This is a genomic window from Mesorhizobium sp. B2-9-1 (assembly GCF_006439455.1).
GTDB lineage: Bacteria > Pseudomonadota > Alphaproteobacteria > Rhizobiales > Rhizobiaceae > Mesorhizobium.
On record NZ_VFTP01000008.1, the window covers coordinates 32,875 to 56,849 of the forward strand.

The window sequence follows — 23,975 nt, forward strand, 5'->3', positions numbered from 1 at the left end:
AGAGAAGTGCTAAAGGCGGCACGGAGACGCGTCAATGGCGGCGGTTACTGGGAAGCGCTCCTTGCGCTGGCGGGCGGCAGCGCCAGATGTTAGGTAACCGGCAAAGCACTGTGCCCCGCCCGACAGGTTTCGAACAGATCGACATGCCTGGAATTTCCCGCTTCGCGGTTGGATTGGTCGGTCTCCTATGTCTGGGACTGCCGGTCCACGCCGCGACAATCGCCGAGCTCTACCAGGCGCAGGCGATCGTCACCGGCACCGGCGAGGCAAATCGCGCGATCGGCTTCAAGGATTGCCTCGACAAGGTTCTTGTCAAGGTCTCGGGCGACCAGCGCCTGACGCAGAAGACGGAGATGCTGGCTCTGCGCGACAAGGCGGCCGACTTCGTGCAGTCCTTCCACTATCACGACCGGCTCGAAGGCATCCCGATCCATGACGAGCAAGGCACGCATGACCGGCCGCATGATCTCACCTGCCTCTACAAGCCGGCTGTCATCGACAAGCTCCTGGCGCAGCTCGGCAGCAGGCCCTGGCTCGGCGAGCGGCCGCTGATCGCCGTCTTCATGACCGCTGAGCAGGGCTCGCGGCATTTTATGCTGACGCAAGACGAGCAGCGCGGCGACGCGATGCGCGAATCCTTCGCCAATGCTGCCGGTCCGCTGCTGATGCGCGTCACCTTTCCAAAGGCCGGGCAGCTTGGCGGCCTGGATGAAAAGGCGCTTTCCGGGGCCGATATGGCAAGACTCGACAAGCTCGCAAAAAAAGCGGGAGCGGCCCGGGCGCTAGCCGGCAGCATCGTGTGGAGCGACAAGGAACTTGGCTGGATCGCCGACTGGCGGCTGGACGATCGCGGCAGGACCTACCGCTGGCAGGCGCGCGGCGTCAGCTTCGACGAGGCGTTCCGTGTGGCGATCAGGGGCGCGGCGCAGATCTTGTCGGGACACGGGCCGCCGTGAGGCGCGTGCCTGGCACAATCGTGTCGCATTGGTCAGCGGCGGAGACGCATGGTAAAAGCCGACGCAAAAGAGAGTTTCGGCTATGGACAAATTCACTCCCGCAAAGCCCGCCGGCGCGCGCAGCGTCGACGAGATCACCGGCAGCCGGCGGCTGCGGCGCATGCGCAAGGCCGACTGGTCGCGACGGCTGGTGCAGGAGAACCAGCTTTCGGTGAACGACCTGATCTGGCCGATCTTCGTCATCGACGGCAAGAACACGCGTGAGCCTATCGCCGCGATGCCCGACGTCTATCGCCTTTCCATCGACCTCGCGGTGAAGGAAGCTGAGCGCGCGGCCAAGCTGGGCATCCCGGCCATCGCCACCTTCCCCAATGTCGAGCTTGCGCTGCGCGACCAGATCGGCTCGCACATCCTCGACCCCGACAATGTCATCAACCGCGCCACGCGCGCCATCAAGGACGCGGTGCCGGAGATCGGCATCATCACCGATGCCGCGCTCGATCCGTTCACCAGCCACGGCCATGACGGCATCCTGCGCGACGGCATCATCGTCAATGACGAGACGGTGGAGCAGGTCGCCGCCGCGGCCGTCATCCAGGCGGCGGCGGGCGCCGACATCATCGCGCCGTCCGACATGATGGACGGCCGCATCGGCGCCATCCGTGACGCGCTCGATGCCAACGGTTTCCAGGACGTGGCGATCATGTCCTACGCGACGAAGTTCGCCTCGGCCTTCTACGGACCGTACCGCGAGGCGGTCGGCACCGCCGGCTTGCTCAAGGGCGACAAGAAAACCTACTATATCGACCACGCCAATTCCGACGAGGCCGTGCGCGAGGCCGAGCAGGACCTCGCCGAGGGCGCCGACATGCTGATGGTCAAGCCCGGCCTGCCCTATCTCGACATCATCCGCCGGCTGAAGGACGAGCTGCGGATGCCGACCTTCGCCTATCAGGTGTCGGGCGAATATTCGATGATCAAGGCAGCCGCCGTCAATGGCTGGATCGACGGCGAAAAGGCGATGCTGGAATCGCTGCTTGCGCTGAAGCGGGCGGGCTGTGACGGCGTGCTCACCTATTTCGCGCCGGTGGTGGCGCAGATGCTGAGGGGGTAGGGCTCGCCTCGCGATTTTGGAATTCTAACGAGATCCGTTAGAATGGACCCATGAGCCGGAATGAAGTGATCGAACGCTTGCAGAAGAACGCAGACGCCATCAGAGGCATGGGCGCGACTTCGCTTTATCTGTTTGGGTCGGCCGCGCGCGGCGACGCACGTTCGGACAGCGATCTTGATCTCTTCATAGACTACGATCCGGCGCGGCGCTTTTCCTTGATCGACCTCGTCGGCATCAAACAATTTCTCGAAGAGAAAATGTCGGCCGAAATCGACATTACTACGCGGGATAGTCTTCATCCGATGTTGAAAGCTGATATCGAACGATCGGCCGTGCGTATATTTTGATGGCTCCGCGTCGGATCAAGCCGATCCTCGCCGAGATCGTTGCGGCTCTGGATGGTATCGATGCTGCGACGACCGGCAAGACACTGGAAGATTTCCGTAGTGATTGGCTGCTCCGCCACGGCATCGAGCGCGGTATCGAGATTATTTCCGAAGCCACCCGGCACATTCCTGACGATCTAATCGCTCTTGCCCCAGAAATTTCCTGGAAACAGGTTCGTGGCATAGGCAACATCCTGCGTCATGAATATCACAAGACTTCCGAAGCCATTGTCTGGGCTGTCGTGACAGACAACTTGCCGGCGCTACGCGTTGCCATTGAACGCATCCTTGATGCAGCCGACCGAGAGTTGCCCAGCTAATCGCGTTTCTCGACGAAAATTGCGACGGCATCCCTTACCGCCTTTCGCACCAATATTCCCGGGCAGCTACCATTCCTGCGACGATCCCGACAATGCCCGACTCGATGGTGCCAGAAAATACCGCTTGCATTTCGCAATCAGTCAAGCTACTCCAAAGACTGATTTCAAATTACAACTGGTCTAGGAGGCAGTCATGTCCAAGTTGCGTGTCAACGCTTTCACCTTGTCGCTCGACGGTTACGGCGCCGGTCCCGACCAAAGCCTCGACACACCGCTGGGCGTCGGCGGCGAAAATCTGCACAAATGGATGATCAAGACCCGCTCTTTCCACCAGATGATCGGCAAGGATGGCGGGACCACGGATACCGACAACGATTTTGCGGTCCGCAGCTTCGAGAATGTCGGCGCGTGGATCCTCGGCCGCAACATGTTCGCGCCGAGCCGTGGCGAATGGCCGGACGACAACTGGAAAGGCTGGTGGGGCGACAACCCGCCCTATCATGTTCCGACTTTCGTGCTGACGCACCACAAACGCGCACCGATCGAGATGGAAGGCGGCACGACTTTTTACTTCGTTACTGACGGCATCCATTCGGCGCTCGAACAGGCGAAGGCAGCGGCCGGCGGCAAGGATGTGCGGGTCGGCGGCGGCGTCTCGACCGTTCGGCAGTATCTGCAGGAGAGCTTGATCGACGAGATGCATCTGGTCATCTCGCCTATCCTGCTCGGCTCAGGGGAGCATCTGTTCGCAGGGCTCGACATGCTGAAGCTGGGGTATCAGTGCACGGAACAGGTTGCGACCTCCGATGCGACGCATGTGATGATTGGGCGGGCGTAGGCCAGGCTTCTCCTTCTCCCCTTGTGGGAGAAGGTGGCCTCGCGAAGCGAGGTCGGATGAGAGGTGCTCCAGCTTGGCAACGAGCTGGAAATCGTCACCGCCTCATTTCTTCCAACACCCCTTCCGTCTCGGCGCTGCGCGCCGATCCACCTTCTCCCACAAGGGGAGAAGGAAGGCGCTCAATACTTCTCGGGCACGTAGAGTTCGCGCGGCAGGACCTGGCGTTCATATTGCGGGTTGAAGACGCGCTCCGGCAGCGTGATTTCCTCGTGCGGAACCTCCTCATAGGGCATCTGCTGCAACAGATGATCGACGCAGTTCAGCCGCGCCCGCTTCTTGTCGTTGCCCTCGACGATGAACCAGGGCGCTTCCGGAATGTTGGTGCGGGCGAAGGTCTCTTCCTTGGCCTTGGTGTACTGCTCCCAGCGCACGCGCGACTGCAGGTCCATGGGCGAGAGCTTCCACTGCTTCATCGGATCGTGGATGCGCATCAAGAAGCGCATCTGCTGCTCCTCGTCGGTGATCGAGAACCAGTATTTTACCAGGGTGATTCCGGAACGGACCAGCATGCGCTCGAATTCGGGCACGTCGCGGAAGAACTCCTCGACCTGGTCCCCATTGGCGAAGCCCATTACCCGCTCGACGCCGGAGCGGTTATACCAGGAGCGGTCAAACAGCACGATCTCGCCGCCCGCGGGCAGATGCGGCACGTAGCGCTGGAAATACCATTGCGACTTCTCGCGCTCGGTCGGCGCCGGCAACGCCACGACACGGGCGATGCGCGGATTGAGCCGCTGCGTGATGCGCTTGATGACGCCGCCTTTGCCGGCGGAATCGCGGCCTTCGAAGACCACCACCAGCTTCTTCTTGTGGTAGGCGACCCAGGACTGCAGCTTGATCAGCTCCGACTGCAGCCTGAGCAGCTCGCGAAAATAGGTCATGCGCTCGATGGAGGGCGGATGCGACTTCTTGTAGATCTTGGCGATCTCGAGCGAGAGCGCCGGCTCGGACAGCTCCAGCTCATAGTCCTCGTCGAGCGTATCCTCGAGCTCGGCCTCCAGCCAGTCCTTGGCCCCGGAATTCGGTTTCAGTTCATTCATCGCGCTGCTCCGTCTGCCTGTCAGCCATCACCGCTTCGGAAGCCCCGGCCGGACACTCCGTAAGCCGACTGAGATACAGAGGCGCAATGACGGTTTTATTGCAATCGCCCGGCAGTTGCATCGATATGGAAGATATGTGATCGACCGCGTATCGATAGCGGGGCGACAAGCGGCGGGAATTGTCCTACAAATCCCTCGCCTCTTTTCCGGCGCTCGCCACGGCGCTTCTTCAAAACAAATTGCGAGGACCGACATGGAATACCGCACGCTCGGCCGATCCGGCTTGAAAGTCTCGACATTGACGCTTGGCACCATGACCTTCGGCGGCACCGGTCCGTTCGCCGCCGTCGGCAATTCGGATCTTTCGGAAGCCAAACGCATAATCGACACCTGCATCGATGCCGGCATCAACCTCATCGACACCGCAAACGTCTATTCCAACGGATTGTCGGAAGAGATCATCGGCGAGGCGCTTGGCGGTAAGCGCAAGAACGATGTGCTGATCGCCTCGAAGGCGCGCATGCGTATCGGCACCGGCCCCAATGACGAAGGCCTGTCGCGCCATCATCTGATCCGCGAGTGCGAAAAGAGCCTGAAGCGGCTCAGGACCGACGTCATCGACGTCTATTTCGTCCACCAATGGGATGGGCTCACCCCGGTCGAGGAAACGATCGCGGCGCTCGACACCTTGGTCAATCAGGGCAAGATCCGCTATATCGGCTGCTCCAACTGGTCGGGCTGGCAGGTGATGAAGGCTCTTGCCGTCAGCGACAGCCGCCATCAGGCCCGTTTCATCACTCAGCAGATCCACTACACGCTGGAAGCGCGCGAGGCCGAATATGAATTGCTGCCGATCTCGCTCGACCAGGGCCTCGGCGTGCTCGTCTGGAGCCCGCTGGCCGGCGGGCTGCTCTCCGGCAAATACCATCGCGACAGCCCGACTGCGCGCCAGATCGGCGGCTGGACGGAACCGCCGATCCGCGATGAGGATCGCCTGTGGCGCATTGTCGACGTGCTCAACTTCATCGGCAAGGCACGCGGCGTTTCGGGCGCGCAGGTGGCGCTTGCCTGGCTGCTCGGCCGACCGGCCGTAAGCTCGCTGGTGATTGGCGCGCGCAACGAGGCGCAGCTCAAGGACAACCTCGCCGCGGCAAGCCTGTCGCTCACCGAGGACGAACGGCAGCGTCTCAACGTCGTCAGCCGGCCGCCGGTGCTTTATCCTTACTGGCACCAGCAGTTCACCGCCAGGGATCGTTTCGGGCCGGCCGATCGGGTGCTTGACCGCTCCCAAGCTTAAAGCATTCAGCCAGCGATAAAGCGCCAGACTTCCGCGTCGGGCTTTATCTGTCCGCTCAGCACGAAATATTTATAGAGGACGAGCAGCGAAATCGCCTGCTCGTCCTGCTCATTGCCGAATTTGCGGCAATGGGCGTTGGCGGCGGCGGTTATGCGTCCCGCCTCGTCGGGATGTTTTTCGAAATAGGCCACTTTGTCGACTAGGTCGGAGAAATCCGACTGCAGCGGCACGTAATGGACGTTGGGCTCGACCTGGGCTTCGGCGAACCAGGTTTCGTAGGTCGGTTCCGGCATGAGGCAGAGTGAATTGGAGCTCATGATCCATTTCAGGTTCGTCGCGACATCATTGCCTTCGAGCGAGACGATGTAGCGATACTGTCGCTGCTGCTCGATGTTCAGGAATGGCTTGCGGTATCCGTCCGGCGCATCGGCCCTGTGGGAACCCGCATCGCAAATCGGCAGGTCGGCGGCTTTTTCGACGAAGCGGGTGCGAATCGGATTGTTGAGATGACCGCGCCACACCACCATCGGACGCTTGGCGGCGAAAGACAGGTTGTCGGGCGGCATGTAGAAATGACGGAACTTGTTCAGCTTCATCAGCACGCCGTTCGCATTGTCGTCGCCGATGGGCCGGTCCTTGACGATCCTCGGGAACTCCGGGACGCCGACGACGTCGCCGAATTCGAAATCGATCAGCAGGCCGGGATCGAAATAGCGCGCGAATTCCTTGAGGTCGTAATAATACATGCTGGAAGAGGACGGCAGCTTGCCGACGGCTATGGCGTCGGGACTGGGCACGAACGGGTGTTCCAGCTTGTTGTAGTAGTTCAGCCGCTCGCGAACCGTCTTGCCCGAAAGCATGGCCTGTTCAAGCCGGCTGGCGAGGCGGTCGCGAAACAGGGACTGCGGTGCGCGGTCGCGCGCGAAATTGCGCGCGTAGTAGAACAGCTTTGCGGCGGTTCGAGAGAGTGTGGCCATGCGTCCGCGAGTTCAGCAAGTCCCCCCTCGTCTCCTACAGCATTCTCCCGGCCATGTTGCAAGCCCGCTAATGCAACCGGCATTGTGTCGACGCTTTCCCTCAAGCCGCGACCACGGCAAATCCGCGTGCGCGCAAACCGCGCCGGTCGTCATGCAATGAGGTGACCAGCCGATCTCGGCTGCCGGCGATGTGAGCGGAAAGCAGCCGCGCCGCTTCATCGGCATCGGCGCTCCTGACGGCGGCGAGGATGGCATGATGTTCGGCCCAGGCACGGCCGAGCGCCTTCTCATCGCGCACCTCCAGCCAGCGCGCACGCGACAGCCTGGTTATCGCGTCGCGCACGGCCCTGAGCAGAAACTCGTTGCCGGAAAGCCTTGCCAGTTCGATGTGGAAATCCAGGCCGACGCGATGCCACTCCTCGCGCGGCGTCTCAGCATCGCAGGATTCGAGCATCGCCGCGATCACGTCGATGCCGCCGCGGTCGTCGAGCGCCGCCGTCAGGCGAACCGCCGCGACTTCGACCGCCTCGCGGTAGACGGCGATCTGCCCGAGTTCGGCAAGGTTGATCGGCGCCACCGTCCAGCCGCGGCCGTCGCGGGCGATCAGCCCTTCCGTCTCCAGGCGCAGCAATGCGGCCCTCACCGGCGTGCGCGACACGCCGAAGCGGCTCTCGATCCAGCGCTCGGTCAGCCGCTCGCCCGGGCCGATCTCCAAACCGAGGATCATCTCGCGAAGCTGCCTCTCGACATTTTGCATCTGCGACATTTGTCGTCCTGCTTTTCCAAGCCGCGTTGACGGCGCCCGCATTGACAGCGGCGAGTGTCAGGTCCATGACGGATACCAGCTTGGTATCCCAAATTGGTATCCGTAACAACCCCAGCATTGGCACGCATGACATGACGCCCAAGGAATCCGAACAGAGCGGCTTCAATATCCATTGGCGACGCAATCTCGCCGTCTGCTTCGCCGGCTCGTTCAGCACGCTTGTCGCCATGACGCTGCTTCTTCCGTTCCTGCCGCTTTACGTCGAGCAGCTCGGCGCCGAGGGCCACGCGGCGATCGTGCAGTGGTCGGGCATCGCCTATGGCGCGACCTTCTTCGCGGCCGCGCTGGTCGCGCCTTTGTGGGGACGGCTTGGCGACCGCTACGGCCGCAAGCTGATGCTGGTGCGCGCTTCGTTCGGCATGGCAATCTGCATGTCGCTGACCGGCATGGTTGAGAGCGTCTGGCAGTTGGTGCTGCTTCGATTGCTGATCGGTTTTGCCGGCGGTTATTCATCGGGTTCGACGATCCTGGTGGCGATGCAGACGCCCAAGGAGCGCTCCGGCTGGGCGCTGGGCGTGCTGGCGGCGGGCATCACGGCGGGCTCGCTGGTCGGACCGTTGCTGGGCGGTCTGCTGCCGCCGCTGATCGGCATCCGCGCGACCTTCCTGCTGTCCGGCGCCGTCATCTTCCTGGCATTCCTGGCGACGACTTTCCTGATCAAGGAGAACCCGCCGGCGCCCAAGCTCGCCTCGACGGCGGCGCCGAAAAGCGGCTGGTCGCAGATCCCCGACAAGCGGCCGATCGTCGCCATGCTGGCCACCGGCATGCTGCTCGCCTTCGCCACCATGTCGATCGAGCCGATCATCACCGTCTATGTGCAGCAGCTCGTCGAGGACCAGGGCAAGGTGACCATGGTTGCGGGCGTCGTCATGTCCGCGGCGGCGCTGGGCACCATTCTCTCCTCATCCTGGCTGGGAAAACTCGCCGACCGCGTCGGCCACTGGAACGTCGTGGTCGGCGCGCTGGCGGTCTCGGCATTGCTGCTCATTCCGCAAGCCTTCGTCACCAACGGCTGGCAATTGATCGGCCTGCGCTTCCTGATGGGCTTGGCGCTGGGCGGGCTGTTGCCCTGCATCACCAGCGTGATCCGCCACAACATCCCTGACGGGATCGGCGGCAATGTGCTTGGCCTGGCGATCTCGGCGCAATATGTCGGCCAGGTCGCAGGACCGATATCCGGCGGCTTCGTCGGCGGACATTTCGGCATGCTCTCGGTTTTTTTGGGCACAGCGGTGCTTATGGCGCTCGGCGCGTTCTACAACTGGACTGTCCAGTCGCGCCGGGCGCGGCATATGCTGCTCGAAGCCGGCGAATCCTAACCGGCGCCTCTACCTCAACCGCAGCATGGAGATCCAGGATGAGCCTTACCGGGCACACATCAGACGGCGGGAGCCGCATCCTCGTGCTGGTAGCCGGCCTCGTCGGCGCGGCCGGCGTGGCGCTGTCGGCGGCGGCCGCGCATCGCGGCGGCGTCTTCACCGGCACGGCGGCCAATTTCCTGCTGATGCATGCGCCGGCGTTCCTTGCCATCGGCCTTGCCGGCGGCAACCGCTGCCTCAAGATCGCCAGCCTTGTCCTGCTCGCGGGCCTGCTTCTGTTCTGCGGCGATCTGCTCGCCCGCGACTTTCTCGGCTCGCGGCTGTTCCCGATGTCGGCGCCGATCGGCGGTACACTTTTGATCGCCGGCTGGGTAGCGATCGCCGTCTCGGCGCTGTGGCGTCCTCGACCGTAGGTATTTCCGGCGAACGTTTTTAACCGGCGCGCCGCTTACCCTTGCGTGCAGGCAGGTCGTTGGCGCGCCGCCGCTCTGGCTGCTCGGTTCCGCGCGTGATGCCCCAATAGTTGCGGTAAATGTCCTGGAACAAATGACCAATCGGATGCATGACTGCTTCTCCTCAAGTTGAATCGATCCAATGCGTGGATGCGAAAAATGGCTGAGGTTCAGCCGCGCTTGCGCTCCACGAGGAAGCGGAGCTCTCGGCGCCAGGGACCCGCTCTGCCGCGCCGCTTCTGGCTAATGGCGGCCGAGGCGATGCCCCAGTCGTTGCCGTAGATGTCCTCGAATAAGTAACTCACCGGATGCATGGCACCCTCCTGTTGGAACCGCTCCGTCAAAAAGCGGATGACTTGGATCGATTCAAATCATAGGCCACAATCACGCGACGTCAAGCGAAATTTGAATCGATCCAACAAAAATGTTAGATGACCAGCAGCAATTCAGCGGTCATGTTCTCCGCGTGACCGGATTCGGAGGAACGACATGGCATCACTCCTCGAAGGCCAGGCAAGACCGATCAGGCTGGCCGACATCGCCAAGGCCGCCGGCGTCTCGCATGGCACGGCCTCGAATGTTTTCAGCCGCCCCGAGATCGTGCGTGCCGAAGTGCGCGAGCGGGTCAAGGCGGTGGCGGAGCAGATGGGTTATGCCGGTCCGGACCCGAAAGGTCGCCTGCTGCGCGCCGGCAAGGTCAACGCCATCGGCGTTGCCACCACCGAGCCGCTCTCCTACTTCTTCGACGATCCGTTCGCCCGCGTGATGATGGCCGGCATCTCCGAAGCCTGCGACGCCACCGGCGCGGGCATCGCGCTGGTCTCGGCCGCCAACCAGGAAAAGCTCGCCTGGAATATTCAGAGCGCGCTTGTCGACGGCTTTGTGCTGTTCTGCATCGAAGGCGGCTCGCGTCTTGTCGATCTGACGCGAGAGCGCAGGTTGCCCTTCGTTGCGCTGGAACTCGGCTTCCAGGACGAGACCGTATCGGCCATCGGCGTCGACAATGTCGCCGGCGCCAGGCTCGCCGCGCGCCATCTCGCCGAGCTTGGCCATCGCCGCTTTGCCGTCCTGTCGCTGGGCTTTGCCGACAATCGCACCGGCTTCGCGACGCCGGAGGCGGTGCGCAGCGCGGTCTACACCGGCACGCGCGATCGCCTTGTCGGCTATTTCGAGGAGCTATCCCGCTTCGGCATCGATACGGCGAAAATCCCGGTCTATGAGACCGAGAACGAGGAAAAAAGCACCAGGGCCGGCCTCGAGGCGATCTTTGCCAAGGGGGAGCCGCCGACCGCCATCCTGGCAATGTCGGATCGCATGGCCCTGATCGCCATCGACTGGTTGAGGGCACGCGGCCTCAACGTTCCCGGCGATGTCTCCATTGTCGGCTTCGACGGCGTGCCGGACGGCGCGCTGAGCACGCCGCCGCTGACCACCATCGCCCAGCCGATCACCGAGATCGGCCGCCGCGCCGCGCGCATGATCCTCGATCATGACGGCGCGGTCCGGCGCGAGACGATGGGCGTCGAGTTCGTCGTCAGAGGTTCGACCGGGCCGGCACCGAAAGCCTGAGCGGGCTCAGGCAATTCCGGATAGATCGCAGGCGTTTCCTTGCCCTGCGGTTAGTAGCCGCCCGCCCGCGCCGGCATCGGGGGCGTTCCGAATGTCGCACGCGCAGGCTCCTCGCGCACCGGCTTGGCGCGGGATGGGCCGAGGCTGGCAAGCCATTCGAGGTAGAGCGCAAGCGCGAGCTGCATGGCGATGCCTGCCGCGATCAGCAGCGTGTCGTAGGCCGGGCCGCCCGGATTGATCAGCTTCAGCACCTGCGCCGCCATGGCAAGCAGCGTGCCGGCGATGAAAACCGGCAGCGAGCGCTTGCCCAGGATCGCGAGCGGATTGTCTGGTCGGACGCGGAAGAGGTTGGAGACCGCCGGCAGCCCGACGACCAGATAGCTGACCGCAAGAATGTGCAGGAGCCGCGGCAGCGACAGGAAGGTCTTGTCGAAGCCGCCGATCACCACCGGCAGGTTGAACCAGGTGATCTGACCCCAGAGCGGAGTGTGCACCCAGATCGCCGCGCCGACCACATAGATGCCGGCGGCGCCAAGCAGCCACGGATTGACCGGGATGCGCCCGCCGCGCTTCACATGCAGCATGGCGGCAAGGCCGATGTTGAACAGGAACTGCCAGGACAGCGGGTTGAGGAACCAGAGGCCGGGCTCCGGATAGTTCGGCGGCGCGATCTGCCAAATGCCGGCGACGAGCCACAGCAGGCCGGACGCGATCAGCGCCGGCACGGGCCGATAGCTGACGAGCAGCACGAAAGCAGGCGCCGCCAGAAGCAGCGCCGCATAAACCGGCAAGATGTTGTTGTAGCCGAGCTGGTGGCCGAGCGTGACGATGCCGAGCAGCGCCTGCGGCGTGTTGCGCATCAAGGGTTCTATGTTGATCATCGCCAGCATTTCCGGCCGGTGCGCGAACAGCGCGGCGGCGCAAAACAGCGCAATCACCGCCATGGTGATGACGATATGAGAGATGTAGAGCACCCCGGCGCGCCGCCACATCTTCAAGGTCGCGAGCAATCGGCCGCCCGGCTTGAACTTCGTGCCGTAGGCCAGCGCCACCGAGATGCCGGAAATCAGCACGAAGGCTTCCGCCGCGTCGGAGAAGCCGAAATTCTTGTAGGTCCAGTTCTCGAAGACGGTGCCAGGCACATGGTCGACGAAAATGGTGAGCAACGCGAGCGCGCGCAGCACGTCGATACGCGTGTCACGATCGTTGATACGTGTGTCACGATCGTTGATGCGCGTATCGCGCTCTCCGACACGCTTGTCGCGGTCGTTAGGGACAGGGGTGGTCATCGACAAAAGGCCTCAAAGCTGGTTGTTCATAGCCAGCAAATGCGACCCCCGGGGCGCACCGCTTCGATTCCTGCCACGGGGAGTGTATCGGCGGAAAAACGGCCCGAATTGCGCCTGGTTCAATCAACTTTCGCGGAGCGCGAAAATATTCCGTTTTGAAGCCGGCAAATCAACGAATCTCTCATGGAATCAAATGGATATGAGCGCTCCCGAATATATCGAGAAAAACAGTATCCTGCGCAAGGACCTCACCTTCCCTTACCGTCTGCTGAGGCCGGCAAACGCAAGCGGCCAGTGCCTGTTCGTGCTGCACGGCTCGGGTGTCGATGAGACCACAATGCTGCCGCTGGCAAGGCAGATCGCGCCGCGTTCGATGATCGTCGCGGCGCGCGGCCGCATTCCACAGGAGGACGGATTTCGCTGGTTCGAGCGAATCACGCCGACCAGTTTCGAGCAAACCTCCATCCGTGCCGAGACGGCCGCTTATGCCCAGTTCGCAACGGAAGTGTCGCGCCAACATGGGCTCGATCTGCAACGCGCGACCTTCCTTGGCTATTCGAACGGCGCCAATGTCGTCTCCAGCCTAATGCTGCTCCATCCCGGCCTGGTCCGACAGGCGGCGCTTCTACGGGCGATGCCTGTTCTCGACGCCTCCCCGATGACCGACCTCGGCGGAACGCGTGTCTTGATCGTCGCCGGCGCCGCCGACCAGACCTATGGCCCTTTCGCCCCTGCCCTTGTGACACTGTTCAGCGAGCGCCGCGCCGAGGTCGACGCGCGCATTGTTGCCTCGGGCCACGAATTCGGCGATGCGGACGCCGCGATCCTGCGGCAGTGGCTGGCAGCGCCCGCGCCGGCTGCCTGAATCGTGCGCCAGCCTCTCGCAGGTAAGAGCTGAAAATGTGAGGCACTTCACACTCCAAGGCGGCATACCGCCCTACTGTCATATGTCTGTCACACACTGTCTATCGAGATACTGTTCACCGAGGGGGAGGTCTCAATGGCCGACGAGAACAGCATCACTCTGCTCGACGACACTTCGAAGTTGCCCGCCATTGCCGCCAGCCCAGGCGAGGTCGCCAGGATTGAAGGCGGCATCGATATTCGCGACCGCGCGGCGATTTCGGTCTTCGGCGACCGCGCCCAGCAGGCGGTCAGCGACTATGCCGACAAGATCCTGTCGCAGATTCGCAACCGCGATCTCGGCGACACCGGCACGCTGCTGACAGACATCATCATGAAGGCCAAGAACCTCGATCCGGCTTCGCTGAAGGAAGCAGGGTTTTTGAGCAACCTGTTCTCCTCGTTCAAGGCACGGCTCGAGCGCTTCAAGGAAAAGTATGAGGATGTCGCCGGGCAGATCGACCGCATCGGCCTCGAGCTCGACCGCCACAAGGACACGCTGCGCCGCGACATCGCCGTGCTCGACGACCTGCATGAGCAGACCAAGGATTCCATCCTCAATCTCGACGCCTATGTGCAGGCCGGCAAGAAATTCGTCGATGAATACCGCACCAACGAGTTGCCGAAGCTGAAAGCCGCGGCCGACGCCAAGGCCAGCGATTCTGCCGGAGCGCTGGAGGCGCAGACCTATCAGGACGCCGTGCAGGCACTCGACCGGCTGGAAAAGCGCATCTTCTATCTGGTGCAGGCGCGCCAGCTCGGCATCCAGCAATTGCCGCAGATCCGCATCGTGCAGTCGGGCGACGAGACGCTGATCGAGAACCTGCAGGCGACCTCGGCGCTGACCGTGCCGGCCTGGAAGCAAAAAATGGTCATCCTGCTTGGGCTGACCAACCAGAAGTCGGCGCTGGAACTGCAAAAGACCGTGACCGATGCCACCAACGAGATGATCCGCCAAACATCGAAGATGATGAAGGATCAGGCCATCTCCATCGAGGAGCAGGCGCAGCGCGGCATCGTCGATGTCGAGACGCTGGCCCAGGCCAACCGCGACCTGATCGACACGGTGCAAGGCGTGCTCAAGGTGCAGGAGCAAGGCCGGCAGAGGCGGGCCGATGCCGAAAAGCAGATGGACCAGATGACGGCCGACCTCAAGAAAGCGCTCACCGGAGCATGATGCCGAAAAGTGTGAAGCGGTTTCGGACGACATCATGCTCAATCTCTTTGATTTGGAGCCGGACGATTTCAGGTCGAGTGGACCTGAATCGTCCGGCTCGAGGGCTGACGGAGCCTCGATGCCAATGAAGCTTTCGTCCGTTCTTGCGCTGGCGGCCGCACTGCTGCTGGCGGCCTGCAATTCGAGCAACGTCAAATTCTCGATCGTCTCCGGTTCCGAAAACACGGTGCTGGAGCCGATCGTGCAGGAATTCTGCGCCAAGCAGGGCGCGACCTGTACCATCTCCTACCAGGGCTCGCTCGACATCGGCCTCGGCCTGCAGAAGGCCAGCGGGCTCGATCAGGACGCGGTCTGGCCGGCATCGAGCGTCTGGGTCGACCTGTTCGATTCCGGCCGCAAGGTCCGCAACCTCACTTCGATCGCGCAGATGCCGGTCATCCTCGGCGTGCGCAAATCCAAGGCCGCCGAACTCGGCTGGATCGGCAAGGACGTGTTCATGAAGGACATTCTTGCCGCGGTGAAGGACGGCAAGCTCAAATTCCTGATGACCTCGGCCACGCAGTCCAATTCCGGCGCCAGCGCCTATCTGGCGATGCTCTCCAGCGCGCTTGGCGGCAAGGAAGTGATCCAGCCCGGCGACCTCGACAGTCCCGCTGTCCAAGACACCGTCGGCGCGCTGTTGCAAGGCGTCGAGCGCTCTTCGGGTTCTTCGGGCTGGCTGGCCGACCTCTATGTAGATTCCGCGCGCAAGGGGACGCTCTATGACGCGATGTGGAATTACGAGGCGACGCTGAAAGAAACCAACGACAAACTGAAGCAGATGGGCGACGAGCCGCTCTATGCGGTCTATCCGGCCGACGGTGTGGCGGTCGGCGATTCCCCACTCGGCTTCATCGATCACGGGCGCGGCGCCGACGTCGAAAAATTCTTCACCAACCTGCTCGCCTATCTGCAGTCGGATGCGGTGCGCAAGCGCATCGCCGACACCGGCCGGCGGCTGCCGCTGGGCGGCGCCGCGGCCCAGGCGACGGCCGAACCCGACTGGAATTTCGACCCCGCCAAGCTAGTGACCTCGATCCGCATGCCGGAGCCGGCGGTAATCCGGACGGCGCTAAACCTCTATCAGGAGGCGCTGCGCAAGCCGTCGCTGACGGCGCTGTGCTTCGATTTCTCCGGCTCGATGGAGGACCAGGGCGAAAAGCAGCTGCAGACGGCCGCGCAGTTCCTGTTCACGCCGGAAAAGTCGAGCGAAGTGCTGGTGCAATGGACGCGGTCCGATCACATCTTCGTGCTGCCTTTCGACAGCACCGTGCGCGACATTTTCGACGCGACGGGCGATCCGGCGGGCCAGAACCAGCTGCTCGGTGACGTGGCGCAGCAGCGCGCCGGCGGCGGCACGGACATGTACGCCTGCGCCTCGCAAGCGCTGCAGAAGATCCTGGCCACCCCGGATCTGCCGAAATACCTGCCGGCCATCGTCATCATGACCGACGGCCGCACCGACGGCAGCGCCGAGCCGTTTTTGGCTGAGTGGCGCCAGGCGCCGGTACGGGTGCCGGTGTTCGGCATCACTTTCGGCGACGCCGACAAGAGCCAGCTCGACAGCTTGGCCAAAGCGACCTCGGCGCGCGTCTTCGACGGCGGCGGCGACCTTGCCGGTGCCTTCCGCGCCGCGCGCGGCTACAACTAAGGCCAACGATGCGCGGTTTGTTTGGCAATGACTGGAACTGGATCGTGGCGGGGCTGGTGTCGGCCGCGCTGCTGATTGGTCTCAGCACGCTCACCCACTTCCCCTTCCTGGTCTCGGCCGTGATCTCGGTTCTGGTCTTTGCCGGATTGATCTTCGTGCTGGCGCCGCGCCAGCTTTTCGAAGGGCTCGACCTCGGCTCGATCGGCGGCGGCCAGGTGGCGTTCGCGCGCGAATTGCTGGCGCAGGCGCAACCGGCGGCCGACCGCCTGGCGGCGGCAGCCGGCTCGATCGCCGACAAGGATATGAAGGCCAAGGTGAGAAACCTGTCCGACATTGCCACCGACGTCATATCCAAGGTCGAGGCGAAGCCGGCGAGCGCTGCTTCCGTCCGGCGCTTCCTGACCTATTACGTGCCGCAGGCGGCGGAAGTCGCGGAAGGCTATGCCGCGCTTGCCGATCGCCGCGCGCCAAGTCAGCAGCGCCTTGCCACTATCGGCGCGGTGATCACCAAGCTGCAGGATGCTTTCGTGCATTATGCCGACAGCCAGGCCGATTCCGAGCTTGGCACGCTCGACGTTGACCTTCGGCTCATCCAGGAGTCGCTGAAAGAGGATATCGGTCGCTGATGGCCCTTTCTCGTCGCGCTTTCGGACTGGGACTGCTTGCCGCCGCCGCGGCCGGAACGGGCGGCTATCTGACGCTCAAGGACCGGCCGGAATTCCGCGGTTATCTCGGCAACCGCGCGCATCTGTTCGGCTTCGTCGGCGGCGAGAAGCAGGCTTTCCTTTCCGACCCCGATGTCGTCAGCGCGCTGGCTGGCTATGGGCTGGAGCTCGACGCGCGTGTCGCTGGTTCGGTCGAGATGGTGCGCGAGCCGGCGCTCTTGACGCAGAAGCCGCAATTCCTATGGCCCTCCTCGTCGATCATGGTCGATCTCGCACGTAAGAGCGGCGTCTCGATCCGCAACGACCAGGTCGTTCTCAATTCGCCGATCGTCGTCTACACTTGGGGACCGGTGGTCGAAGGTCTGAAGAAGAGCGGCCTGGTCACCGTCGCGGCCAAGGGCGGCTACAACCAGCTCGACCTCAAGGCGTTGCTCGATGCCATTCTTGCCGGCAAGAACTGGTCGGATCTGGGCATCTCCGAGCTCTACGGCCGCGCCCGTGTCGTGTCCACCGATCCCAACCGCTCCAATTCCGGCTTCATGTTCGCAGGGCTGGTGCTCAGCCTGCTGAGCGGCGACGTGGCGACGCAGGAGCTGTTTGCCCAGCATGGCGAGGAGGCAAAGTCGATCTTCCGCAGCATGGGCCTGAAATCATCCTCGTCGGGCAAGCTGTTCGACCAGTATATAGCCGGCGGCCTCGGCGCCGAGCCGATGGCGGTGGGCTACGAGAACCAGTTGGTGGAATGGGCGCTCGCCGACCCGGCGCGCTGGCAGCGCGTGCAGGCCGGCGCCGGCGCCAAGCCGGAAATCCTCTACCCGCGTCCTACCGTCTATTCGGCGCATCCGCTGATCGTCATCGATCCGGCGGTCGATCCGCTGCTCGAAGCGCTGAGCAGCCCGAAGCTGCAGCAGCTTGCCTGGTCGAAGCATGGGTTCCGCGGGCCGCTCGGCACCGTGGCGGGCGATGCAGACGCCATCGCCGGCGTGCGTCCAGCCGAGATCGAGGCGGTGCTGCCGATGCCTTCGGCCGACGTGATGCTTTCGCTGCTGTCGCAGATGGAAGGTTAGCCGGCCGGCCTGGCCGGATTCCGCAGCGCCAATCCCCTCACCCCTGCCCCATCCTGTTCCAGGCATCCAGACCGGCGATCTTGTAGGCCTCGGCCAGCGTCGGGTAGTTGAAGGTGTTGTTGACGAAGAAGTCGACCGTGCCGCCGAGATTGATCACCGCCTGGCCGATATGGATGAGCTCGGTGGCGCCTTCGCCGACGATGTGGGCGCCGAGCAGACGGCGCGTCTCGACCGAGAACAACAGCTTCAGGAACCCGCTAGAGACGCCCATGATGTGGCCGCGCGAGGTCTCGCGAAAACGCGCCAGGCCGACCTCATAGGCGGCGCCGCTGTCGCGCACCTGCTCTTCCGACAGGCCGACCGTCGAAATCTCGGGCACGGCGTAGATGCCATAGGGAAAGCTTTCCGGCGGCGGCGGCAGGTGAACCCCGAAGGCGTGGCAAGCCGCCACCCGGCCCTGCTCCATCGACGTCGAAGCCAGGCTCGGGAAGCCGATGACATCGCCGGAAGCATAGATGTTTGAAACCGTGGTCTGGAAGGTATGCGGATCGACCTTGATGCGGCCGCGGGCGTCGGCCTCGATGCCGACCGTGTCGAGGCCGAGGCTGGCGACATTGCCGGTGCGGCCGGCGGCGTAGAGCACCATCTCCGAGCGGATGGTGCGGCCGTCGGCCAGCGTCACTTCGGCGTGGTCGGGTTTCGAGGCGATCTCCTTCACCGTGCTGCCCAGCCGAATGGTCATGCCGCGGTCGCGCATCTGGTGGATGAAGTCGTCGACGATTTCGCGATCGATGAAGTCGAGGATGGTGTTGCGCGGTTCGACCAGTGTCACCGGCACGTCGAGGGCGGAAAAGATGGTGGCGTATTCGACGCCGATGACGCCGGCGCCGATCACCGTCAGCGTGCGCGGCAGATGATGGAGCTCCAGCATCTCGTCGCTGTCGAAGACGCGCTTCTTGTCGAAGGGCACGTCGGCCGGGCGGTGCGGCCTGGTGCCGACGGCGATCAGCGCGTTGGCGAATCCGACTTCGCTGTAGTCGCCATTGTCGGCGGTCAGGCTGACCTTGTTCGGCGTGAGGAACTTCACCGCGGCGCGCGCGCTCTTCACCGTGTTGCGCATGAACTGGTGCTGCAGCACCTCGACCTCATGGTCCAGCGTCTTGTGCAGCCGGTCGACCAGGTCCGAGATCGAAATGTCCTGCTTGACCCGGTAGCCGCGTCCGTAGAAACCGCGTTCGCGCCAGCCCGAGAGGTTGAGCACCGTCTCGCGCAGCGTCTTCGACGGGATGGTGCCGGTGTGCACCGAGACGCCGCCCAGGCGCCGGCCCCTGTCGACCACCAGCACCGACTTGCCGAGCTTGGCCGATTGCACTGCGGCGCGGCGCCCCGAAGGGCCGCTGCCGATGACCAGCATGTCGTAGTCCATGTCCCGTCCCCTTTGTGCGCCGCAGCAAGCTAGACCGGGAAGAATGTCATGTTCAACAGGCAACACCATTCCCTCGGCTGGCGAATCCGCCGACGCAACCAAAAGCATGCGAAACCTTAACCGGACGGCAAGGCTTGCGTGCAATGGTCCATGTCGAGGGGACCACCGGGGCAACAGAGTTGGCGATTTCCAAAAGCGATGCGCTGCCTGGCGCAGAGACCGGTTTCTGGTCCGGCCTTCAGAGCAGCGCGGTTCTCACCGACCTGCGCGAGGGCCTGTTCCGTTTCATCGCGCTGGTGGTCGCCGCGGTCTTCGTCTATCGCGGTGCGCGTCACCTCGTCATCGATCCGGGCCGGCTGAACATCCTGCTGCTCATGATCTCCGACGTTCTGACTTTTACCTGGCTGCTGCTGGCGCGCCGACCGATTGTCCGCGACTGGAGCCCTTTCACGGTATTCATCTCGGTGACGGCCGCTTTCGGTTCGGGTTTCGTATCGCTCCAGGACGGCATCGCCGTCATCCCGCTCTATATCGCGGCGCCGCTGCAATTCCTGGCGCTGTGGCTGGTGATCTGGGGGAAGATGTCGCTCGGCCGCTCCTTTGCCATCCTGCCGGCCAACCGCGGCGTCGTCACCGGCGGCGCTTACCGGTTCGTGCGACACCCAATCTATGCCGGTTATCTGGCAGGGCACATCCTGTTCCTGCTGTCGAGCTTCTCGCTCTACAATTTCGCCGTCTACGCGATCATCACCCTGTTCCAGGTCCATCGCATCCTGCGCGAGGAGCGCATCCTGGCGCTGACCGAGGAGTATCGCGACTATCTTGGGCAGGTTCGCTACAGGCTCTGTCCCGGCATCTTCTGACGTCGCGCCCGGCGGTGGCGGGCACATTCCTTGAATTCCAGGCCGCCCTCACCATTTGAAAGGCGGCAGGCATTCCCATGGGGGTGCTGCGATCGAGGAACGGATATGAACGCACGCGTATTGGACGGCGAGATCATCACGACCAGGTTCGAGGACACCCGCGCCTATCGCGGGGTGCGGACAAGGCGCATTTTCGCCTTCCTGCTCGACTATTTCTTCGTCGCGCTGCTGACCATTCCCTTCGCCATCCTGGTCGCCATTCTCGGCCTGTTGACCTTCGGCCTCGGCTGGGCGCTGTTTTCGGTGCTGGTGCCGATGGTCGCCATCCTCTACATCTGGAACACGCTGGGCAGCCGCGACCAGGCGACGACCGGCATGAAGATCATGGGCATCCGCCTGGAGAAGCTCGACGGCAGCCGCATCGACGGCATGACGGCCGTGGTGCACTCTGTGCTGTTTTGGGCCGGCAACGTTATCCTGACGCCGCTGGTGCTTCTGGTCACGCTGTTCTCCGACCGCAAGCGCACGCTGCACGACCTGCTGCTCGGCACCGTGGTAACCCGCACCGATATCTGACGGATTCACGGCCGCGCGCATCAAACCGCCGCGTCGCCTGTGCTTAAAAATGAACAGGCCAAGGCCATCGCGGCAGCATAATCCTGTTGAATTTTTCGGCGACCGGGCCAAAGGTAGGGCGATTCGCAGGAGCGTTTCCAAGATTAGATGACGCAGCATCCGACCCAGTCGCCGCAGTTCTTCCTGACCGCGCCGTCGCCGTGCCCCTACTTAGAGGGACAGTTCGAGCGCAAGGTGTTCACGCACCTTGTCGGCGACAAAGCGCCAGAGATGAACGACCTCTTGACGCAAGGCGGCTTTCGGCGCTCGCAGAACATCGCCTACCGTCCGGCCTGCGAGTCGTGCCGCGCCTGCGTGTCGGTCCGCATCCTGGCACAGGAATTCAGCCCCAGCCGCAACATGCGTCGCGTCATCCAGCACAATGCCGACCTCGTCGGCGCCATGCATGACGCGCAGCCTTCGACGGAGCAATACTCCCTCTTCCGCAGCTATCTCGACGCCCGGCATCGCCGCGGCGGCATGTCGGACATGACCGTGCTCGACTATGCGATGATGGTGGAAGACACGCATGTCGACACCAAGATCATCGAATACCGGCGTCGCGGCCCCGACACGTTTATCACCGGCAAGGGCCATGGCGAGCTGATAGCCGTCGCGCTCACCGACAAGATGGCCGATGGCCTGTCGATGGTCTATTCCTACTTCAATCCCGACTTCGAGGACCGCTCGCTCGGCACCTTCATGATCCTCGATCACATCGCCCGCGCCAAGGCGATGGGACTGCCCCACGTCTATCTCGGCTACTGGGTCAACGGCTCGCGCAAGATGAATTATAAGATGCGCTTCATGCCGCAGGAGCATCTCGGCCCTAAAGGCTGGGAACGCTACGACCACGAAGCGGTTAGTCGCTGAACCGCCCCACGCTTCATCCATAAATGTTTCAAGGAGGAGGACGCCGGTCTTTCGGCCCTCAGGCTGGAACGAGTGCGGCGTGGCCGCTGTGCGCCTCCTCAAGACTGCTTTGCGAGATGCCCAAGTGTCCACCCATACCGACCACCAAAAAGGCCTCCTGATCACCGCCGTAGGCGGCCTCACATTGACCGTCGACATACCGCTGATCCGGCTCGCCGACGGCACGCCCTGGACGATCATGATGTTGCGCACCGCCACCACCTTGCTGGCCGGGCTGGTGGTGTGGGCCGTCTGGCGATCGTTCGACCGGAACGCACCCCGGCTCATTCCGGGCTGGTCGGGACTTGCCGTGGCCTTTTGCTACGGCATGACCGGGATATGCTTCGTCACGGCGGTCTATCACACCTCGACAGCCGACCTTGTCTTCATCCTGGCCTTCAACACCGTGTTCGCGGCGCTGCTGTCATGGCTCTTCCTCAAGGAAAAACCGCAGCCTGCAACCGTCATCGCCATGCTGGCAATGATCTTCGGCGTGCTGATCATCGTCGGCGGCTCCGTCGGCACCGGGCATCTGTTCGGCGATTTCATGGCGCTTTGCTCGACCTTCTTCGTCGCCCTGGCGATCACCATTTCGCGCGCTAGCGGCAAGGACATGGGCTTCACCGCGCTGGTCGGCGTCATCCTGCCGCTGGCGCTCGCCGTGTTCATGGTTTCAGGCGAAGGCATTCACGTGAACGCGCCGTGGTGGATCGTCTTCAACGGCGCCGTGATCATGCCGATCTCGTTCTTCTGCCTTGCCAACGGACCGAAATACATTTCAGGCCCGGAGGTGGCGATGTTCTATCTGCTGGAGACGGTGCTGGCACCGGTCTGGGTCTGGCTGATCTTCGCCGAGGCGCCCACGCGCAACAGCCTGATCGGCGGCACGATCCTGACCGTGACTTTGGTGGCGCATTCGCTGTGGCAATTGCATGAGGGCCGCAAGCGCCGTGCCGCGCTTGCCGTGGTTCACCCGGCCTGAACTTTCCTCGGCTCGGCCGCCGCTTCGATCTGCGGCGGCGCGCCGGCCTCGTCGGCGTCAGGCGCAAGCTCGTCCATGATCTCGACCTCGCGTAGCCATTCGCGCCAGATGGCGACGAGCAGCGCCATCAACACCGGGCCGATGAACAGGCCAAGAAAACCCATCGTCTTGACGCCGCCGATCAGGCCGAAAAAGGTCGGCAGGAAAGGCAGCTTGATCGGGCCTCCGACCAGCTTGGGCCGCAGGGTCTTGTCGACGATGAAGAGCTCGACCGCGCCCCAGATGAACAGGGCCGCGCCGGCAAAAAGCTTGCCGCTGGCGGCGAGGTAGATCGACACCAGGGTGAAGGAGAGCGGCGCCCCGCCCGGGATCAGCGCCATGATGCCGGTGAGCGCGCCGAGTGTCACCGGCGACGGCACGCCGGCAAGCCAATAGGCGATGCCGAGCACCAGGCCCTCGCCGATGGCGATGATGGTCATGCCCGTCACGGTCGAGGAAATGGTTGCCGGCACGACGCGCGAGATCCGCTCCCAGCGCGTCGGCAGGATGCGTTCGCCGAGACGATCGATCTGGGCCGCGAAAGCCTCGCCGTCGCGATAGGCGAAGAACAGCGCGATCATCATGAACAGAAGCGTCAGCATCAGGCTGAAGGCGCTGCCGCCGGCGGCCAGGGCACCGCGATAGATGCTGCCGATATTAGAGCCGCTGATCAGCTGGATCAACTCGCCGATACCGCCGGGGTGGCCGAGATAGGCCGTCCACTGCTCGTTCAGCCATTCGCCGACCACCGGCATGGTGGCGATCCAACCCGGTGTCACCGCGCCGTGGCGATTGGTCTCGATAGCCCAGGTAACCCACTCGCGCAGCTCATTGATGGCATAGGTGCCGGCAAGCGCGATCGGCACCACCAGGAAGGTGAGGATGAAAAGGATCGCCAAGGTCGCGCCGACCGTGCGGTTGCCACCAACGCCAACGAGCAACCGGCGGTAGAGCGGCCAACTGGCGAAGGCGATGACGAGCGCCGCCAGCACCGGGAACAGGAAGCCGTGAAAGAAATAGACGCCGGCGGCGACGATCAGCACCAGGAGCCAGCGCGCCGCCGACAGCGGCGGGATGACGGCCGCCCTGAGCGGCGTCGACAAGCCGAACAGTCGCTGCCCCGGCTTCTGGATTTCGGCGCGCTTCAATCCGGCGTCTCTCCCGTGCCCAGTGGTTCAATGGGATGCTTATGC

Annotated in this window: 26 protein-coding genes; 18 read left to right on the forward strand and 8 right to left on the reverse strand. The window is 63.3% G+C overall.

Annotation, left to right across the window (positions count from 1 at the left end):
• Positions 1-143 precede the first annotated feature (143 nt).
• The 5 genes from FJW05_RS16275 to FJW05_RS16295 all read left to right on the forward strand — a co-directional run bounded on the left by FJW05_RS16275 (position 144) and on the right by FJW05_RS16295 (position 3,614).
• A complete protein-coding gene (locus FJW05_RS16275) occupies positions 144-956 on the forward strand; it encodes a DUF2066 domain-containing protein (protein ID WP_140633945.1) in 813 nt (270 codons plus the stop codon).
• Positions 957-1,038: 82 nt separating this feature from the next.
• Positions 1,039-2,070: a porphobilinogen synthase gene (gene hemB, locus FJW05_RS16280; protein WP_140633947.1), complete on the forward strand. Its 1,032-nt coding sequence runs from the start codon at positions 1,039-1,041 to the stop codon at positions 2,068-2,070.
• A 50-nt stretch (positions 2,071-2,120) separates the two neighbouring features.
• On the forward strand, positions 2,121-2,417 hold the full coding sequence (locus tag FJW05_RS16285) for a nucleotidyltransferase domain-containing protein (RefSeq protein WP_140633949.1): 297 nt from the start codon (positions 2,121-2,123) through the stop codon (positions 2,415-2,417).
• On the forward strand, positions 2,417-2,776 hold the full coding sequence (locus FJW05_RS16290; RefSeq protein ID WP_140541273.1) for a HepT-like ribonuclease domain-containing protein: 360 nt from the start codon (positions 2,417-2,419) through the stop codon (positions 2,774-2,776). The genes FJW05_RS16285 and FJW05_RS16290 overlap by 1 nt, the downstream gene beginning before the upstream one ends.
• Before the next feature lie 193 nt (positions 2,777-2,969).
• Positions 2,970-3,614: a dihydrofolate reductase family protein gene (locus FJW05_RS16295; protein WP_140633951.1), complete on the forward strand. Its 645-nt coding sequence runs from the start codon at positions 2,970-2,972 to the stop codon at positions 3,612-3,614.
• 179 nt (positions 3,615-3,793) lie between these two features.
• Here the strand turns inward: FJW05_RS16295 and ppk2 are convergent, their stop codons facing one another.
• Positions 3,794-4,714: a polyphosphate kinase 2 gene (ppk2, locus tag FJW05_RS16300; RefSeq protein ID WP_140633953.1), complete on the reverse strand. Its 921-nt coding sequence runs from the start codon at positions 4,712-4,714 to the stop codon at positions 3,794-3,796.
• A gap of 253 nt (positions 4,715-4,967) precedes the next feature.
• On the opposite strand from ppk2, the gene FJW05_RS16305 reads away from it, so the two are divergent.
• A complete protein-coding gene (locus FJW05_RS16305) occupies positions 4,968-6,011 on the forward strand; it encodes an aldo/keto reductase (protein ID WP_140633955.1) in 1,044 nt (347 codons plus the stop codon).
• Positions 6,012-6,016: 5 nt separating this feature from the next.
• Here the strand turns inward: FJW05_RS16305 and FJW05_RS16310 are convergent, their stop codons facing one another.
• Positions 6,017-6,988 (reverse strand): glycosyl transferase family 90, encoded by a 972-nt coding sequence (locus tag FJW05_RS16310; RefSeq protein WP_140633957.1) that lies wholly within the window; start codon positions 6,986-6,988, stop codon positions 6,017-6,019.
• A 100-nt stretch (positions 6,989-7,088) separates the two neighbouring features.
• Positions 7,089-7,754 carry a GntR family transcriptional regulator gene (locus FJW05_RS16315; protein ID WP_140633959.1) on the reverse strand — a complete coding sequence of 222 codons (666 nt, stop codon included), beginning with the start codon at positions 7,752-7,754 and terminating at the stop codon, positions 7,089-7,091.
• A gap of 131 nt (positions 7,755-7,885) precedes the next feature.
• Here FJW05_RS16315 and FJW05_RS16320 point away from each other — a divergent pair, with 131 nt between their 5' ends.
• Both FJW05_RS16320 and FJW05_RS16325 read left to right on the forward strand, forming a co-directional pair.
• The gene (locus FJW05_RS16320) at positions 7,886-9,133 is read left to right on the forward strand and encodes an MFS transporter (RefSeq protein WP_140633961.1); all 1,248 of its coding nucleotides are present in this window, start codon (positions 7,886-7,888) and stop codon (positions 9,131-9,133) included.
• 38 nt (positions 9,134-9,171) lie between these two features.
• Positions 9,172-9,546, forward strand: a complete 375-nt coding sequence (locus FJW05_RS16325) for a DUF423 domain-containing protein (RefSeq protein WP_140633963.1) — start codon at positions 9,172-9,174, stop codon at positions 9,544-9,546.
• A gap of 19 nt (positions 9,547-9,565) precedes the next feature.
• On the opposite strand, the gene FJW05_RS27930 is transcribed toward FJW05_RS16325, so the two are convergent.
• Positions 9,566-9,697 (reverse strand): hypothetical protein, encoded by a 132-nt coding sequence (locus FJW05_RS27930; RefSeq protein ID WP_281405779.1) that lies wholly within the window; start codon positions 9,695-9,697, stop codon positions 9,566-9,568.
• Between the two features lie 58 nt (positions 9,698-9,755).
• Positions 9,756-9,899 carry a hypothetical protein gene (locus tag FJW05_RS27460; RefSeq protein WP_181164970.1) on the reverse strand — a complete coding sequence of 48 codons (144 nt, stop codon included), beginning with the start codon at positions 9,897-9,899 and terminating at the stop codon, positions 9,756-9,758.
• A gap of 175 nt (positions 9,900-10,074) precedes the next feature.
• Between FJW05_RS27460 and FJW05_RS16330 the strand changes: the two genes are divergently transcribed.
• On the forward strand, positions 10,075-11,154 hold the full coding sequence (locus FJW05_RS16330) for a LacI family DNA-binding transcriptional regulator (RefSeq protein ID WP_140633965.1): 1,080 nt from the start codon (positions 10,075-10,077) through the stop codon (positions 11,152-11,154).
• A gap of 50 nt (positions 11,155-11,204) precedes the next feature.
• Here FJW05_RS16330 and opgC read toward each other — a convergent pair whose 3' ends face one another.
• A complete protein-coding gene (gene opgC / locus FJW05_RS16335) occupies positions 11,205-12,443 on the reverse strand; it encodes an OpgC domain-containing protein (RefSeq protein WP_140633967.1) in 1,239 nt (412 codons plus the stop codon).
• Between opgC and FJW05_RS16340 the strand changes: the two genes are divergently transcribed.
• The 5 genes from FJW05_RS16340 (at position 12,436) to FJW05_RS16360 (ending at position 17,945) form a co-directional block, all read left to right on the forward strand.
• On the forward strand, positions 12,436-13,308 hold the full coding sequence (locus FJW05_RS16340) for an alpha/beta hydrolase (RefSeq protein WP_348639818.1): 873 nt from the start codon (positions 12,436-12,438) through the stop codon (positions 13,306-13,308). The two genes, opgC and FJW05_RS16340, sit on opposite strands and share 8 nt — an antisense overlap.
• 135 nt (positions 13,309-13,443) lie before the next feature.
• A complete protein-coding gene (locus FJW05_RS16345; RefSeq protein ID WP_140633969.1) occupies positions 13,444-14,523 on the forward strand; it encodes a toxic anion resistance protein in 1,080 nt (359 codons plus the stop codon).
• A 118-nt stretch (positions 14,524-14,641) separates the two neighbouring features.
• Positions 14,642-16,213: a VWA domain-containing protein gene (locus tag FJW05_RS16350; RefSeq protein ID WP_140633971.1), complete on the forward strand. Its 1,572-nt coding sequence runs from the start codon at positions 14,642-14,644 to the stop codon at positions 16,211-16,213.
• A gap of 8 nt (positions 16,214-16,221) precedes the next feature.
• Positions 16,222-16,839, forward strand: a complete 618-nt coding sequence (locus FJW05_RS16355) for a 5-bromo-4-chloroindolyl phosphate hydrolysis family protein (RefSeq protein ID WP_140541260.1) — start codon at positions 16,222-16,224, stop codon at positions 16,837-16,839.
• Positions 16,839-17,945: a hypothetical protein gene (locus FJW05_RS16360; RefSeq protein WP_140633973.1), complete on the forward strand. Its 1,107-nt coding sequence runs from the start codon at positions 16,839-16,841 to the stop codon at positions 17,943-17,945. Before FJW05_RS16355 ends, FJW05_RS16360 begins: the two co-directional genes overlap by 1 nt.
• Positions 17,946-17,982: 37 nt before the next feature.
• Here the strand turns inward: FJW05_RS16360 and sthA are convergent, their stop codons facing one another.
• The gene (gene sthA, locus FJW05_RS16365) at positions 17,983-19,371 is read right to left on the reverse strand and encodes a Si-specific NAD(P)(+) transhydrogenase (protein WP_140541258.1); all 1,389 of its coding nucleotides are present in this window, start codon (positions 19,369-19,371) and stop codon (positions 17,983-17,985) included.
• Positions 19,372-19,550: 179 nt separating this feature from the next.
• Here sthA and FJW05_RS16370 point away from each other — a divergent pair, with 179 nt between their 5' ends.
• From FJW05_RS16370 to FJW05_RS16385, 4 genes are all read left to right on the forward strand, one after another.
• Complete coding sequence (locus FJW05_RS16370) at positions 19,551-20,234, forward strand: isoprenylcysteine carboxylmethyltransferase family protein (protein ID WP_246673474.1); 684 nt, start codon at positions 19,551-19,553, stop codon at positions 20,232-20,234.
• A 105-nt stretch (positions 20,235-20,339) separates the two neighbouring features.
• Entirely contained in the window at positions 20,340-20,810 is a 471-nt protein-coding gene (locus tag FJW05_RS16375) for an RDD family protein (RefSeq protein WP_073989170.1), read from the forward strand.
• A gap of 147 nt (positions 20,811-20,957) precedes the next feature.
• On the forward strand, positions 20,958-21,722 hold the full coding sequence (locus FJW05_RS16380) for an arginyltransferase (protein WP_095767708.1): 765 nt from the start codon (positions 20,958-20,960) through the stop codon (positions 21,720-21,722).
• A 124-nt stretch (positions 21,723-21,846) separates the two neighbouring features.
• Positions 21,847-22,743 carry a DMT family transporter gene (locus FJW05_RS16385; RefSeq protein WP_140633975.1) on the forward strand — a complete coding sequence of 299 codons (897 nt, stop codon included), beginning with the start codon at positions 21,847-21,849 and terminating at the stop codon, positions 22,741-22,743.
• On the opposite strand, the gene FJW05_RS16390 is transcribed toward FJW05_RS16385, so the two are convergent.
• Entirely contained in the window at positions 22,731-23,930 is a 1,200-nt protein-coding gene (locus tag FJW05_RS16390; protein WP_140633977.1) for an AI-2E family transporter, read from the reverse strand. The genes FJW05_RS16385 and FJW05_RS16390 overlap by 13 nt on opposite strands.
• Positions 23,931-23,975: the final 45 nt, after the last annotated feature.